This is a genomic window from Roseovarius sp., from assembly GCF_040223625.1.
In the GTDB taxonomy this organism is placed as follows: Bacteria; Pseudomonadota; Alphaproteobacteria; order Rhodobacterales; family Rhodobacteraceae; genus Roseovarius.
In genome coordinates, this window is record NZ_JAVKFX010000003.1 from 55194 (window position 1) to 69511 (window position 14318).

18 protein-coding genes are annotated in these 14318 nt (G+C 66.4%); 9 read left to right on the forward strand and 9 right to left on the reverse strand.

Annotated features, from left to right (window positions below):
• The first annotated feature begins 14 nt into the window (after nucleotides 1-14).
• The 5 genes from RLN94_RS00675 to RLN94_RS00695 all read left to right on the forward strand — a co-directional run bounded on the left by RLN94_RS00675 (nucleotide 15) and on the right by RLN94_RS00695 (nucleotide 4733).
• On the forward strand, nucleotides 15-353 hold the full coding sequence (locus RLN94_RS00675) for a P-II family nitrogen regulator (protein ID WP_300892363.1): 339 nt from the start codon (nucleotides 15-17) through the stop codon (nucleotides 351-353).
• A gap of 43 nt (nucleotides 354-396) precedes the next feature.
• Nucleotides 397-1803, forward strand: coding sequence for a type I glutamate--ammonia ligase (gene glnA, locus RLN94_RS00680; RefSeq protein ID WP_350124928.1), 1407 nt, complete (start codon nucleotides 397-399; stop codon nucleotides 1801-1803).
• Nucleotides 1804-2005: 202 nt separating this feature from the next.
• A complete protein-coding gene (locus tag RLN94_RS00685) occupies nucleotides 2006-2905 on the forward strand; it encodes a hypothetical protein (protein ID WP_350124931.1) in 900 nt (299 codons plus the stop codon).
• A 78-nt stretch (nucleotides 2906-2983) separates the two neighbouring features.
• A complete protein-coding gene (locus RLN94_RS00690; protein ID WP_350124934.1) occupies nucleotides 2984-3793 on the forward strand; it encodes a lytic murein transglycosylase in 810 nt (269 codons plus the stop codon).
• 154 nt (nucleotides 3794-3947) lie between these two features.
• Complete coding sequence (locus RLN94_RS00695; RefSeq protein ID WP_350124937.1) at nucleotides 3948-4733, forward strand: hypothetical protein; 786 nt, start codon at nucleotides 3948-3950, stop codon at nucleotides 4731-4733.
• Here RLN94_RS00695 and RLN94_RS00700 read toward each other — a convergent pair.
• Nucleotides 4721-5467, reverse strand: coding sequence for a heme-dependent oxidative N-demethylase family protein (locus RLN94_RS00700; RefSeq protein WP_350124940.1), 747 nt, complete (start codon nucleotides 5465-5467; stop codon nucleotides 4721-4723). The two genes, RLN94_RS00695 and RLN94_RS00700, sit on opposite strands and share 13 nt — an antisense overlap.
• Before the next feature lie 549 nt (nucleotides 5468-6016).
• On the reverse strand, nucleotides 6017-6430 hold the full coding sequence (locus tag RLN94_RS00705) for a DUF6314 family protein (protein ID WP_350124943.1): 414 nt from the start codon (nucleotides 6428-6430) through the stop codon (nucleotides 6017-6019).
• Between the two features lie 82 nt (nucleotides 6431-6512).
• Between RLN94_RS00705 and purB the strand changes: the two genes are divergently transcribed.
• The 4 genes from purB to RLN94_RS00725 all read left to right on the forward strand — a co-directional run bounded on the left by purB (nucleotide 6513) and on the right by RLN94_RS00725 (nucleotide 9866).
• Complete coding sequence (purB, locus tag RLN94_RS00710; protein ID WP_350124946.1) at nucleotides 6513-7820, forward strand: adenylosuccinate lyase; 1308 nt, start codon at nucleotides 6513-6515, stop codon at nucleotides 7818-7820.
• Between the two features lie 90 nt (nucleotides 7821-7910).
• Nucleotides 7911-8444 carry a tetratricopeptide repeat protein gene (locus tag RLN94_RS00715; protein WP_350124949.1) on the forward strand — a complete coding sequence of 178 codons (534 nt, stop codon included), beginning with the start codon at nucleotides 7911-7913 and terminating at the stop codon, nucleotides 8442-8444.
• 73 nt (nucleotides 8445-8517) lie between these two features.
• Nucleotides 8518-8676: a chitin-binding domain-containing protein gene (locus RLN94_RS00720; RefSeq protein WP_350124952.1), complete on the forward strand. Its 159-nt coding sequence runs from the start codon at nucleotides 8518-8520 to the stop codon at nucleotides 8674-8676.
• Between the two features lie 110 nt (nucleotides 8677-8786).
• Nucleotides 8787-9866, forward strand: coding sequence for a flagellar motor switch protein FliG (locus tag RLN94_RS00725; RefSeq protein WP_350168347.1), 1080 nt, complete (start codon nucleotides 8787-8789; stop codon nucleotides 9864-9866).
• Between the two features lie 201 nt (nucleotides 9867-10067).
• Here RLN94_RS00725 and RLN94_RS00730 read toward each other — a convergent pair whose 3' ends face one another.
• The 7 genes from RLN94_RS00730 to RLN94_RS00760 all read right to left on the reverse strand — a co-directional run bounded on the left by RLN94_RS00730 (nucleotide 10068) and on the right by RLN94_RS00760 (nucleotide 14318).
• Nucleotides 10068-11165, reverse strand: coding sequence for an ABC transporter ATP-binding protein (locus RLN94_RS00730; protein ID WP_350124958.1), 1098 nt, complete (start codon nucleotides 11163-11165; stop codon nucleotides 10068-10070).
• On the reverse strand, nucleotides 11162-11707 hold the full coding sequence (locus tag RLN94_RS00735) for a DsbE family thiol:disulfide interchange protein (RefSeq protein WP_350124961.1): 546 nt from the start codon (nucleotides 11705-11707) through the stop codon (nucleotides 11162-11164). The genes RLN94_RS00730 and RLN94_RS00735 overlap by 4 nt, the downstream gene beginning before the upstream one ends.
• Entirely contained in the window at nucleotides 11700-11858 is a 159-nt protein-coding gene (ccmD, locus tag RLN94_RS00740; RefSeq protein WP_350124964.1) for a heme exporter protein CcmD, read from the reverse strand. The genes RLN94_RS00735 and ccmD overlap by 8 nt, the downstream gene beginning before the upstream one ends.
• Nucleotides 11855-12592 (reverse strand): heme ABC transporter permease, encoded by a 738-nt coding sequence (locus RLN94_RS00745; protein ID WP_350125106.1) that lies wholly within the window; start codon nucleotides 12590-12592, stop codon nucleotides 11855-11857. Before RLN94_RS00745 ends, ccmD begins: the two co-directional genes overlap by 4 nt.
• 16 nt (nucleotides 12593-12608) lie before the next feature.
• On the reverse strand, nucleotides 12609-13265 hold the full coding sequence (ccmB, locus tag RLN94_RS00750) for a heme exporter protein CcmB (protein ID WP_350124967.1): 657 nt from the start codon (nucleotides 13263-13265) through the stop codon (nucleotides 12609-12611).
• Nucleotides 13262-13879: a heme ABC exporter ATP-binding protein CcmA gene (ccmA, locus tag RLN94_RS00755; RefSeq protein ID WP_350124970.1), complete on the reverse strand. Its 618-nt coding sequence runs from the start codon at nucleotides 13877-13879 to the stop codon at nucleotides 13262-13264. The genes ccmB and ccmA overlap by 4 nt, the downstream gene beginning before the upstream one ends.
• 85 nt (nucleotides 13880-13964) lie before the next feature.
• Nucleotides 13965-14318, reverse strand: a complete 354-nt coding sequence (locus tag RLN94_RS00760; RefSeq protein WP_350124972.1) for an Mth938-like domain-containing protein — start codon at nucleotides 14316-14318, stop codon at nucleotides 13965-13967.

Sequence of the window (14318 nt, forward strand, 5' to 3'; positions counted from 1 at the left end):
AGGAGGTCGGGCGCATGAAAAAGATCGAAGCGATCATCAAGCCGTTCAAGCTTGATGAGGTCAAGGAGGCGCTGCAGGAGATTGGCGTTCAGGGGCTCTCGGTGATCGAGGTCAAGGGCTTCGGCCGGCAGAAGGGCCATACCGAGCTCTACCGCGGCGCCGAATATGTCGTGGATTTCCTGCCCAAGGTGAAGATCGACGTCGTGCTCGACGACGATCAGGTCGACAGCGCCATCGAGGCGATCGTCGAGGCCGCCAAGACCGACAAGATCGGCGACGGCAAGATCTTCGTCTCGCCCATCGAACAGGCCATCCGCATCCGCACCGGCGAATCCGGCTCGGACGCGCTTTAACCAACACCCAAGCAACATCAACCAACGAAGGGGATCTGTAACCATGAGCGCAAGCGATCTGCTCAAACTGATCAAGGACGAGGACGTCGAGTATGTCGACATCCGCTTCACCGACCCGCGCGGCAAGCTGCAGCACGTCACCGTGCTGAGCGACCAGGTCGACGAGGACTTCCTCGAGGAAGGCTTCATGTTCGACGGCTCGTCCATCGCCGGCTGGAAATCGATCGAAGCCTCGGACATGAAACTCATGCCCGACACCGAGTCGGCCTATATCGACCCGTTCTATGCCGAGAAGACCGTCTGCGTGCACTGCTCGGTGGTCGAACCCGACACCGGCGAACCCTACGAGCGCGACCCCCGCGGCACCGCCGAAAAGGCCGAGGCCTACCTGAAATCCTCGGGCATCGGCGACAGCGCCTTCTTCGGCCCCGAGGCCGAGTTCTTCCTGTTCGACGACGTCCGCTTCTCGAACTCGATCAACAAGGTCGGCTACGAGGTCGACGCGCTCGACGCCTCGTGGAACACCGACACCGAGTACGAGATGGGCAACATGGGCCACCGCCCCGGCGTCAAGGGCGGCTACTTCCCGGTGAACCCCACCGACGATGCCCAGGACATCCGCTCGGAAATGCTCTCGACCATGAAACGCCTCGGCATGAAGGTCGACAAGCACCACCACGAGGTGGCCTCCTGCCAGCACGAGCTCGGCCTGATCTTCGGCACGCTCACCAAGCAGGGCGACGAGCTGCAGAAATACAAGTACGTCATCCATAACGTCGCGCAAGCCTATGGCAAGACGGCCACCTTCATGCCCAAGCCCATCGCGGGCGACAACGGCACCGGGATGCACGTCAACATGTCGATCTGGAAGGACGGCAAGCCGCTCTTCGCCGGCGACAAGTATGCCGACCTGAGCCAGGAAGCGCTTTGGTTCATCGGCGGCATCCTCAAGCATGCCAAGACGCTGAACGCCTTCACCAACCCCTCGACCAACAGCTACAAGCGGCTGATCCCGGGCTTCGAGGCCCCCGTGCTGCGCGCCTACTCGGCCCGCAACCGCTCCGGCTGCGTCCGGATCCCGTGGACGGAAAGCCCGAAAGCCAAGCGCGTCGAGGCCCGCTTCCCCGATCCCTCGGCCAACCCCTACCTGGCCTTCTCGGCCCTGCTGATGGCCGGTCTCGACGGGATCAAGAACAAGATCGACCCGGGCGAGGCGATGGACAAGAACCTCTACGACCTGCCCGCCGAAGAGCTCGAAGGCATCCCCACCGTCTGTGGCAGCCTGCGCGAAGCGATCGACGCGCTGGCCGCGGATCACGCCTTCCTGCTGGCCGGCGACGTCTTCACCAAGGACCAGATCGACGGCTACATCGCGCTGAAGATGGAAGAGATCGAGATGTACGAGCACACGCCGCACCCGGTCGAATTCCAGATGTACTACAGCTGCTGAGCCGGCTTTCACCACCATCCGGAAAGGCGCCCCTCGGGGCGCCTTTTCTTTTTTCTATCAGAGACTTGCAGGCCACCCTTGCGCCCGCGCGCGAGGCCGGCTCATCAATGGCCGGGCAAATTGCCCAATTAGTTCCACATTTGCAACAAACTGACTCCGCCTTTCGGGGCCAGTGTCGCCGGCAATGACAACAAAAGAATGCATGAACGGGCTGATCATGACGACAGGCAACACATGGGCAACCGCGGGGCTGGCGTTCACACGCTACCGCCCGCTCGACATCACCGAGATCGCCAACCACGCCGTTGGCAGCTTCGAGGCGCTGGGGCACCGTGTACTGGGCTCGCATATCCTGTCCGGCAACCGGGCGCTGGTCACCACCGAACAGCTCGAGCTGTACCTCACCACCCAGGATGACGTCACGCTCTCCGCCCTGCCTGCGCCCTCGCCCAGCTACCTGTCCGTGGCCATGGCCAGCAAGGACGACCGGCGCACCTCGACCTTCTCGCGCGATTCCGCCGTCGCCCGCGTGCTGCAGAAGCTCTTCACCGAACTGACGCCCGATTTCGTCAAGTGGATCGACACCGATGTCGTCCTCTCCGCCGCCGATTTCGCCCGCGCCACGGGCCTTGCCCCGGCGGCCACGACGCAGCCGGCAAAAATCACCCCCCGCCGGGTGACCTCCGCCCGCGCCCTGCCGGATATCGAGGAAACCAACGACCTCCTCCAGCACCGCATCACCAGCCAGGATCCGGCGATCTTCGATCACGCCGCCTCCCCCGACCGGCTGCGCAAGGTCTTCACCGAGAACTGGGTCGATCCCGACATTCTCGCCTCCGAGGCCGCGGCCGAAAAGGTCGCCCGCGACCAGGAGGATATCGTCCGCGCCGCGCCCCTGCGGCTCTCGGCCTGGCTGCTCTCCTTCGCCGTGGCGCTCTTCGCGCTGCCGCTGGGGATCATGCTGCTGGTGCTCAACTGCGCCAAGGGCGAGAACCTGCGCCTCGCCTCCCAGACCGCGGCGCTGACCGGCACGTTCATCGGCTTCCAGACCTTCGGCACCACCGCCCAGGCGATGACCGCGCTGCAGGGTTTCATCGGCTGATATCCGCGCAACGAAACGCTTCCTAGGGCCGCCGCGCCGGGTTAGACTTCCTCCGAAACTTCAATCGGAGGCGCTCCCATGACCCGGCTTGCGACGGCCCTCGCCCTTCTAGGCAGTCTCACAATCTTTTCCGCACAATCCGCGAACGCCGCATCCTGCGGCAACAATTCGGCCGGCTTCGAGGCGTGGAAAGCCGCCTTCGCCGGCGAGGCCCAGCGCGCCGGTGTCGGCCAGCGCGGGCTTCAGGCCCTCGCCGCCACCCGCTACGCCAGCCGCACCATCGCCGCCGACCGCAACCAGAAAAGCTTCGGCTACACGCTGGAAAAGTTCATGCAGGTGCGCGGCTCCTCCACGATCATCTCGCAGGGGCGCCAGCGCAAGGCGCGCAACGCCGCCTTCTACGACGCGCTCGAACGCTCCTACGGGGTGCCCGCCGGCGTGCTGATCGCCATCCACGGCATGGAAACTGGCTTCGGCGGGTTCATGGGCGATGCCGAGGTCGTCTCGGCCATCACCACCCTCGCCTATGACTGCCGCCGCTCGGCCTTCTTCGTCCCCCACGCCATCGGCGCGCTCAAGCTGGTCGACATGGGCTCGATCACCGGCCAGACCAAGGGCGCCATGCATGGCGAGCTGGGCCATACCCAGTTCCTGCCCGGCAACGCGCTGGCCTACGGCGTCGATGCCGACCGCAACGGCCGCGTCGATTTCTACAACCAGGCCGACGCGCTGGCCTCGACCGCCAATTTCCTGCGCCAGAAAGGCTGGCGCCCGGGGCTGGGCTACCAGCCGGGCGAGCCCAACTTCCAGGCTATCCAGGCCTGGAACGCCGCCGGCGTGTACCAGAAGGCCATCGCCATCATGGCCGCCCGGATCGACGGGGGCTGACACGGCAAAACCCGTGGCGGATCAGGTGCTTGCACGCCGCAATGCGTGTGCAGGATTTCGGCCCGACACCATGAAAGAGCCACATTCTGTCCCAACTCCAAACCGAATTGGATGCTTAACATCGCCTTAACAGGGCAACAAAGGCGTTGTAGAAATGGAAAGTCAAACCTTCGGTTCGATCGTCGCGATGGAATTCAGCCGCAAACCAAGCATCGGTTTCGCGGATATCGTCGAGGAATTCGACATCGCCTTCCAGATGGTCGATTCCCGCACCCGCTCGCTGACATGGGACTGCAACGATATCGCGATCATCGACCGCGACAACGTGCGCGTGGCCCTGGGCTGGCTCCCCGCCCGGCAAGAGGGCCAGTCCTGGCACCTCGTCATCGCCGTGGGAAGCCCCGGCGCCTCTGACGAGATCGGCATCGACCCCAACTCCTTCCGCTACCTCGCCGACCGCATCGTCGAGCGCACGCAAGAGTTCCTGCCCTCGACCGCCGTCCTGCACGGCGACGCGCGCCAGCCGATCAGCGCCGACCTCGTCGACAAGACGTTCGACCTGCTGCGGATGAACACCCGGGACATGCATGGCGACAGCCAGTTCCCTCGCGATGACCGGTTCGCGCCCGCGGCGGAACCGGATCTCGACGCCGGGGCCGAGGGCACGATGCCGCCGCCCTGGATGGACAGCGACGCCGCCTTCCGGGCCGGCACCGCCAAGGGCCGCACCAGCGACAGGACGGCCATGGGCCGCACGCGCACCTTCACCAACGACCTGGGCCAGATGCTCCTGACCCGCGCCGAGCCCACCAAGCCCCTGCGCCTGACGATCCACACGCTCGCGCTGTCGCTCTGCCTCTACGTGCCGCCGCTCGGCGCCGCGATGTTCGCCTACACCATGCTGCGCGACGTCTTCCCGATGGCCGCTCAGGCCGTCTGACCGGGCTTGCGCAACACGTAGGTGTGAATCGAGAAGACGCAGGCCTGCGTCTCCGGCAGGCGCAGCACGCATTGCCGCTCCGACCGCAGGTAGGGACAGGCCGCCGGATCCTCTGGCAAGGCGGGCGCCTCCCGCCGCACCGGCTGGAACAGCTCCGCATCGGCATAGCTCAGCACGTTGAACCGCCACAGCGGCCGCCCCACCCTGACCCCGTCGAAGAGCCGCTGCACCCGCCGCGCGATGCCGTCGTCATAGGCCGGCACCGGCACGTGAATCCCCGTCAGCGGCCGCCCGATCTTGTCGGCCAGCCGCCAGCTCGCCGGAAAGCACAGCACGGCGGCCGTCAGCACATGCTCCTCCCCCTGCTTCTCCAGCAGGCACAGGTCCTCCTGCACCAGCCGCCCCAGCGTGCCCATCGGATCGCCCCGGTCGACCGTCACGGTCACCCCGTCAGGCCGAAGCACCTGCGTCCCCGACACCTCGTAGGCCGGCGCATGCACCGCCAGCCAGCCCAGCACGTGCTCCAGCAACTCCGCCGCCGCAGCCTGCCCCGCCTCGGTGACGGCCAGCACCTCGTCCCGCCGCTCGGCCAGCAGCCGCTCCCGCTCCGCCATCTGTCCCGCGAACGCCTCGTCCACCAGCAGCCACTCCGCCACCTCCAGCGGCGCGACCCCCGGCAGGGGCTTGGGCGCGGTGACATCATGGGGCGTGCGGGTCTGCAGAATCTCGGTCATGCCGAAACCCTACCCAGCCCCACGGCGGCCCGCATCCGCAAAACGAAAGAAAGCGGCACAGCCTCGCTGCACCGCTTCAAGTTTGCACTTCTCTGAACCGCCTTGGGGAGCACTTTTCCGTCGGGCTGCCCTCAACCCTGCCGGAACAGTTTGTCCATAAGATGGCACAATTACCCCGACATCCGGAAAATCGGGGCCATCACCTGCGAAGCCCACTGCCCGCGCTGTTCTGCAATGCCGACAACATATCCACGACGCGGCTAATGCCCGCTTCGAGCCCAGCGTGATCTACCGATGAAGCGCCTGCGCGGAACAAAGGGCTTCAGCCCGCCGCGCAACGACGGGCCGCCCCGACGGCACGGCGATTTGGCAGTTGGAGTGCCACGCTCGTAGGTCAGATGCACTTCGCAGACATAAACTGCCCCTCACCACCCTCGGTTCGCCGCACCACGGCCCGTCGATGCACGGCTTCGCACCCTCGGGGTTCACTGACCGCTCAGTCCCGCACAGCCGACTTTCTCACATAAAAGGCACCCCTCCCGCCTCAACTCACCGCCGATACCGCGAGACCATCGCGTAATCCTTCCGCGGCCCCGTCACCCGCCAGCGGCTCTCCCACTCCGGCCAGCCGCTGAAATCATACGTCACGTCATACACATCCGGCGCGCAATGATGCCGGTCCCCCGGCGCCTCGGCCCCCGGATCGAACCGGTGAAAATCGCGCCCGTCATCGAAGAACACCGCGATCCTCCCGTCCTCTTCTTCCCGCCACAAATACCGCCGCTCCCCCCGGATCGGCGCCTGCCCCTCCAGCCGCAACTCCCCTTCCTCGGCATAGCTCAGCCCCGCGCCATCCCGCTCGAACCGCGCCACGCCCTCGAACCGCGCATCGGGCCCCGCGGCATTCTCGATCCGCCGCACCACCTGCCACACGCCCTCGAAATCCATCAGCCCAAGTCCCACGCACCCGCTCCCGCCTTGCTGCCCCGCGCGCATAAGTCTAAACCCCCCGCGACAGCCCATTCAAACCGGAAAACCGCCCAGCATGATTCCCCGCTATTCCCGCCCCGACATGGTCCAGATCTGGGACCCCGCCACCAAGTTCCGCATCTGGTACGAGATCGAGGCCCATGCCTGTGACGCCATGGCCGACCTGGGCGTCATCCCGCGGGAAAATGCCGAGGCCGTCTGGAAAGCCAACGACGTGGAATTCGACGTCGCCCGCATCGACGAGATCGAGGCCGTCACCAAGCACGACGTCATCGCCTTCCTCACCCACCTGGCCGAACACGTGGGCTCCGACGAGGCCCGCTTCGTCCACCAGGGCATGACCTCCTCGGACGTGCTGGACACCTGCTTCAACATCCAGCTCACCCGCGCCGCCGACATCCTCATCGCCGACCTCGAGGGCCTGCTGGCCGCCCTCAAGCGCCGCGCTTTCGAGCACAAGATGACCCTGCGCGTCGGCCGCTCCCACGGCATCCATGCCGAACCCACCACCATGGGCCTCACCTTCGCCCGCTTCTACGCCGAGATGGAGCGCAACCTCACCCGCCTGCGCACCGCCCGCGAGGAGGTCGCCACCGGCGCCATCTCCGGCGCCGTCGGCACCTTCGCCAATATCGACCCTGCGGTCGAGGAGCATGTCTGCGCCAAGCTCGGCCTCAAGCCCGAGCCCATCTCCACGCAGGTCATCCCCCGCGACCGCCACGCCGCCTTCTTCGCCACGCTGGGCGTCATCGCCTCATCGGTCGAAAACGTCGCGATCGAGATCCGCCACATGCAGCGCACCGAGGTGCTGGAAGGGGCCGAGTTCTTCTCGATGGGCCAGAAGGGCTCCTCGGCCATGCCGCACAAGAAGAACCCCGTGCTCACCGAGAACCTCACCGGCCTCGCCCGCCTCGTGCGCATGTCGGTCATCCCGGCAATGGAAAACGTGGCCCTCTGGCACGAGCGCGACATCTCCCACTCCTCGGTCGAGCGCATGATCGGCCCCGACGCCACCGTCACCCTCGACTTTGCCCTCGCCCGCCTCACCGGCGTCGTCGACAAGATGATCATCTTCCCCGAGAACATGCTCGAGAACATGAACAAGTTCCCCGGTCTCGTCATGTCCCAGCGCGTCCTGCTCGCCCTGACCCAGGCGGGCGTCAGCCGCGAGGATGCCTACGCCATGGTCCAGCGCAACGCGCTCAAGGTCTGGGAACACCGCACCGACTTCAAGGAAGAGCTCCTCGCCGACGCCGAAGTCTGCGCCGCGCTGAGCCCCGAGCAGATCGAGGAAAAGTTCGACATGGACTACCACACCAAGCATGTCGACACGATCTTCCGCCGCGTCTTCGGCGAAAGCTGACCTCACAACCCCGTGATCGGGCCGGGTATTTTGCAACTGTTTCCCGCGCGGCTGCGTAGCTAGGGGCAACACCGATCACAGGGAGTTGCCATGCTACGCGCCATCATCCTCGCCGCCACCCTGATCCCGGGCACGGCCTTCGCCAAGGACCGGTTTGACGACGACCCGCCCAAGCCCTCGCCCACCACCCAGACCTGCACCAACGGCCAGGTCTGGGACAGCCGCACCGGGCGCTGCGTCAACCCGCAAAGCGGCGCGCTGGATGACGACACGCTCTACGGCGCGGTCCGCGAATTCGCCTATGCCGGCCAGCACGAGAACGCCCAGGCCGCCCTCTCGGCCATGTCCGACCAGTCCGAGGATCGCGTGCTCACCTACTGGGGCTTCACCACCCGCAAGCTGGGCGACATGGACGAAGGCATGGCCTTCTACAGGGCCGCGCTTGCGAAGAACCCCGGCAACATCGCCGCCCGCTCCTACATGGGGCAGGCCCTCGTCGAAACCGGCGACCTCGTCGGCGCCCGGCAGCAACTGCTCGAAATCGAGGCACATGGCGGCCGCGGCACCTGGTCCGAAACCTCCCTCCGGCAGGCGATCATGACCGGCGTGACCTACAGCTACTAGCCCCCGCAAAATGTGACCCTGCGGAAAGACGATCTATGTTATGATCCACCCGTTCGAACAGGAAAGGTACACCATGCAAGTGAAGACCATTCTGACCGCAGCCGCCCTCACCCTCGCATCGGCCGTCTCGGCCTATGCCGGCTGCACCTACCATGAACAGCAGGCCATGACCTGTGCCGAAGGCACCACATACGACTCGGAATCGAAGTCCTGCGTGCCGACGACAAGCTGATCGCGGCCCAAATCCCAATGCAACGGGCGGCCTCGGGCCGCCTGTTTTGCCTTAGACCTTTGTTCACCTTCCCGGCCTAGTCTCACGCCGTCACCAGTTCGGGAATCGGTATGTCCTCCACCGACCTTGCGCGCCTCGCCCTGCCCTCTGGCCCCGGTTCGGGCGCCGGCTCCGCCGCCGCGCGGCTGACCCGTCGGCAGAAAGCTGCCATCATCGTTCGCTTCCTGCTCAATGAAGGGGCAGACGTGCCGCTCACCGACCTGCCCGAAGGGCTGCAGGCCGAGCTCACCACCCAGATGGGCTCGATGCGCTATGTCGACCGCACCACCCTGACCGACGTCGTCGCCGAGTTTTCGGAGGAGTTGGAGGCGATGGGCCTCACCTTCCCGCGCGGCGTCGCCGGCGCGCTGTCCGCCCTCGACGGCCGGATCAGCGCCCAGACCGCCGCGCGGCTGAGGAAAGAGGCCGGCGTGCGCCAGTTCGGCGACCCGTGGCAGCAGGTCTGCAACGCCGAGGCCCAGCACCTCCTAAACATCCTGCAATCCGAAAGCACCGAGGTGGCGGCGATCCTTTTGTCGAAGCTCGACGTCACCCGCGCGGCCGAGCTTCTGGGCCGCCTGCCGGGCCCCGTGACCCGACGCATCACCTACGCCGTCTCCCAGACCGAGGCCGCGACGCCCGACGCCGTCGACCGGATCGGCCTGTCGCTCGCCGCCCAGCTGCACGAGGTGCCGCCCACCGCCTTCGAGAACGGCCCGGTGGAACGGGTCGGCGCCATCCTCAACTACTCTCAGGCCGCCACCCGCGACGACGTGCTCACCGGGCTCGAGGAAACCGATCTCGACTTCGCCCGCCTCGTGCGCAAGGCGATCTTCACCTTCGCCAACATCCCCGACCGCGTGAACCCGCTCGATGTGCCCGCCATCACCCGCGACCTGCCCCGACAGGATCTCGCCCCGGCACTCGCCGCCGCGATGGCCTCCGATGACGAAGACCTCGTGCAGGCCGCCAATTTCCTCCTCGACAGCCTGTCGAAACGCATGGGCGACGCGCTGCGCGACGAGATCGAGGAGCTGGGCACCGTCTCGGCCAAGGATGGTGAGGCCGCGATGACCGCCGTGACCAACGCCATCCGCACGCTCGAAGCCGCAGGCGAAATCAAACTCCTCGTACCCGAGGACGACCCGTAGGGTGGGTGCCAACCCACCACTCCCCCCCCGTCCCGGCCCCCGAGCCGGGACCTCGCGCCATCGACCCGGGCCCGCCAAACCGCAACGCCCGGTGCGTTAACCAATTGAAACTCAAGGGTTTCGGCAAAAAACACCGACAAAATACCGACGTTATACCGACGCGATACCGACACGCCGTTTTCGTCCGAAACCCCTGTTAACTCAGGCCCTGCCGCCCGTCTTCACCGGGAACAGGAAACACTTGTCCCGCCGGATCATCAACCACATCACCTTGCCCGCCGCCGGCAGAAACACGTTCGGCACCGTCACCCGGAAGATCGAGCCGTCGTGGTCCATCCGGAACTCCACAAGGCTCTCCGACCCCATGAACCTTGCCCGCTTCACCACCCCCCGCGCCGGCGTGCCATACTCGATCGTCGGGTCCGGCCCGCGCCCGCTGCGGTCGAAGTCGATCTTCACGTGCTGCGGCCGGATGACGATCTCGACCTCGTGGCCTTCATGTGCGCCGGGCGCAAGGAACTGGCCGAACGGCGTCTGCACGAGCGATCCTTCAACTTTGCCCCGCAGAACGTTGATATCGCTGAAGAAAGCCACCGCATCCCGGTCGGCCGGAGCATTGTAGATATTGTAGGGCGCCCCCTCCTGCACGATCCGCCCGTCGCGCATCAGGGCGATGTTGTCGGCCATCCGCATCGCCTCCTCCGGCTCGTGCGTGACCAGCAGAACGGCGGTGTCCTGCTCCCGCAGGATCTCCAGCGTCTCGTCCCGGATGCCATCCCGCAGCCGGTTGTCGAGCCCGGAAAACGGCTCGTCCATCAGCATGATCGACGGCCCCGGCGCCAGCGCCCGCGCCAGCGCCACGCGCTGCTGCTCGCCGCCGGACAGCTCGTGCGGATAGGCGGTCTCGTAATCGGCCAGCCCCACCCGTTCGAGCAGCTCGCCCACCCGCCGCGCCATCGCGGCCTTGTCCCCCGACAGCCCGAACGCCACGTTCTCCCCCACCTTCAGGTGCGGAAACAGCGCAAAGTCTTGAAACATAAGGCCAATATTCCGCCGCTCCGGCGGCACCCGGAAGACTGTGTCACAGATCAGCTTGCCGTCGACATGGATCTCGCCCGCATCCTGCATCTCGACCCCGGCGATCATCCGCAACGTCGTCGACTTGCCACAGCCCGACGGCCCCAGCAGGCAGGTCACCTGCCCGGGCTCCACGTGCAGCGACACGTCGTCGACCACCACGCGCCCGCCATAGCGCCGCACCAGGTGCCGGGCCTCTAATCTTGGGGCGGGAGCAGTCACCGCGCGGCCTCCAGCGCCTTTTCAAGCTCGGGCCGGAACCGCTGCTCGTAATCGCTGCCCACCAAAGGCCCGATGAACTTGTAAAGCACCGTGCCGTCGCCGCCGATGATGAAGGTTTCCGGCGGCGCCGTGACCCCCCAGTCGATCGCCGTGCGCCCTTTCGGGTCGAAGGCCACGCCAAGGAACGGGTTGCCGTCATCGTCCAGATAGGTGTTGGCCTGCCCCGCCTCGTCCTTGAAGTTGATGCCGTAAAGCTGAATGCCCTCCTCGGCCAGCCGGTGCAGCGTCGGGTGCTCGGCCCGGCAGGGCGGGCACCAGCTCGCCCAGAAGTTCACCACCGTCACCTGACCCTCCCGCAGGTCGGCATCAGTGAAATTTCTCCGGCCTTCGAGATGTGCCTCGGGCACCGGCGGCGCCTCCCGCCCGATGAAGGTCGAGGGCAGATCGTCGGGATTCTCCCGCTGCATCCCGAAATAGAAAAGCGCGGCCAGCGCGGCGAAGATCACCGGCGGCGCAATCATGAGGGGCGACACCTTAGCCATTCTTTCCGACTTTCTTTTCAACCGCTTCCAGCTCGGCCTTCACCTTGCGCCCACGCCGGACGCTGAGCCACACCAGCACCACGACCAGCACCAGCGACACCGCGTAGGCCGACAGCACCGTCTCTGCATATTTTCCGAGGTCCGGCATCATCCCATCCGCTCCCGCGCCAGCAGCGCCCGCATCCGCCGGGCCCGAATTTCCGTCCGCGTCCGCAACAGCACCAGCGCCACGAACAACAGCACGAATCCCGCGATGGAAACCAGCAGCGGGTAATAGAACACGTCCGCCACGTTCTCCTCCTTGTCGAGGCTGAGCGACGCCCCCTGGTGCAGGCCCTGGTTCCAGAAATTCACCGCGTACCGGCTGAGCAGCGCGAAGACCGAGCCGACGAGACACAGGATCGAGGTCAGGTCCGCCGCCGTGTCATCGTTCTCGATCGCCTCCCACAGCGCGATATAGCCCAGGTAGAACAGGAACAGGATCAGGAACGAGGTCAGCCGCGGGTCCCACGCCCACCACGTCCCCCACATCGGCTGGCCCCAGATCGCCCCGGTCAGCAGCGCGATCACCGTCATCACCATCCCCACCGGCGCCGCCGCACGCGCCGCCAGCGCGCTCACATGGTGCCGCCGCACGATCCAGATCAGCGAGGTGACCAGCATCATCAGCCACGCGTTGATCGCCATCAGGGCGCTCGGCACGTGGATGTAGATGATCTTGACGGTCGCCCCCTGACGGTAATCGTCCGGCGTGAAGAAGAACCCCCAGACAAGCCCCGTCACGAGGCACAGCGCCGCCAGCACCGAGACCGTGGGCAGCACCCTGCCGGTGGTCTCCATGAACTTCTTGGGGTTCGCATATTCCCAGAGCCTGTTGAGAGTCATCATCGATTCCCGCTGGCTACCTCAGATTGACCTTCAATACCGCAGCCGACGCGAAAGGCAAAAGCGCGATGGTGCCGCAGGTGATCCCCGCCAGCATCAGAAGCGGTGTCGTGTAGTCGAGCCCGTCGACGCCCCGCCGCGCCATCTCGGCCCCGAAGATCAGCGTGGGCACGTAAAGCGGCAGCACCAGCAGCGACAGCAGAAGCCCGCCCCGCTTGAGCCCTACGGTCAGCGCGGCGCCGAACGTGCCGATCACCGACAGCGCAGGCGTGCCCAACAGCAGCGACACCAGAAGCGGCCCGTAACCCGCCCCCGGCAGGCTCAGAAGCAGCCCGAAGACCGGCGTCGCCAGCACCAGCGGCAGGCCCGTGGTCAGCCAATGCGCCAGCGCCTTGACGCTCACCACGGCCTCCATCGGCAAGGGCGCGGTCGCCAGCAGGTCGAGGCTACCATCCTCCCAGTCGAGCGCGAAGATTCGGTCGAGCGACAACAGGCAGGCCAGCAGCGCCCCCAGCCACAGGATGCCCGGCGCGATCGTGGCCAGCAGCCCGCTTTGCGGGCCCACCCCGAAGGGCACCAGCGTGACCACGATCAGAAAGAAGGCAAGGCCAAGGCCAAAGCCGCCACCCGCCCGCATGGCAAGACGCAGGTCGCGAAGAAGCAGCGCGATCACAGGAAGGCCTCGTCGAAATCGTCCACCTCGGCCGCCCGGGCGCGATAGGGCGCCAGGTCCAGCGTCTCCGCCCCCTCCAGGCCAAGCTCGATATGCGTGGCCAGCAGGGCCGAGCCGCCCCCCGCCAGGTGCCTGCCCACCGCCCGCGCGAACATCGCCACCGCCTCCCGGTCGAGCGAGACGGTCGGCTCGTCCAGCACCCAGACGGGCCGGCCCGTCACCAGCAGCCGGGCGAGGCCCAGCCGGCGTTTTTGCCCGGCCGACAGCATCCCGGCCGCCCGATCCGCCAGCGGGGCCAGATCGAATGCCTCGATCGCTGGCAAAATGTCCGACTTTCCAAAGACCTGCGCCCAGAAGTTCAGGTTCTCGGCCACGCTCAGCGTCGCCTTGATCCCGTCGGAATGGCCGGCATAGACAAGGCTTTCCGCCTCCACTCGAACCGCGCCGCTGACCGGCGGCTGGAGCCCGGCCACGGTGCGCAGCAACGTGGTCTTGCCGATCCCGTTCGGCCCCCGCAACACGAGCGCCCGGCCCGGCGCGAGGGTAAAGCTCACCCCCTCCAGCACCCGCACGCCGCCACGTGCGATCGACAGATCGTTGACCTCAAGGCTCATGGCCACCCCTTAGCGCAAAGGCTCGGGGCGGGAAAGACGGAGTTCCAAGCAAGCCACGCACGGCAAGGCCGTCAGCGGCCGTGCCTCAGACCGGCAACACCGCAACGGCAACCCGGCGGCCCTCGGACAGCAGCACGTTGTAGGTGCGGCACGCGGCGGGCGAGTTCATCGCCTCGACCCCCAGCCCCGCGGCCTCGAGCGGCTGACGAAGCTCGGACGGGATGTGCCCGGTTTCCGCCCCGGTGCCCACGAAAAGCACGTCGACATCCTCCTTCAGCGCCAGCAAGGGCCCGGTATCCTCGTACCCGCCCCAGCTTCTGGCGCCCCGCGCCGTGACCAGCACACCGCCCTCGAAGGCCTGCCCGCCGATGCGGAAGAAACCCGGGCCGTACCCCTCGATGGGGGTGGCGCCGTCGAAACTCATCTCGTTCAGTTGCAT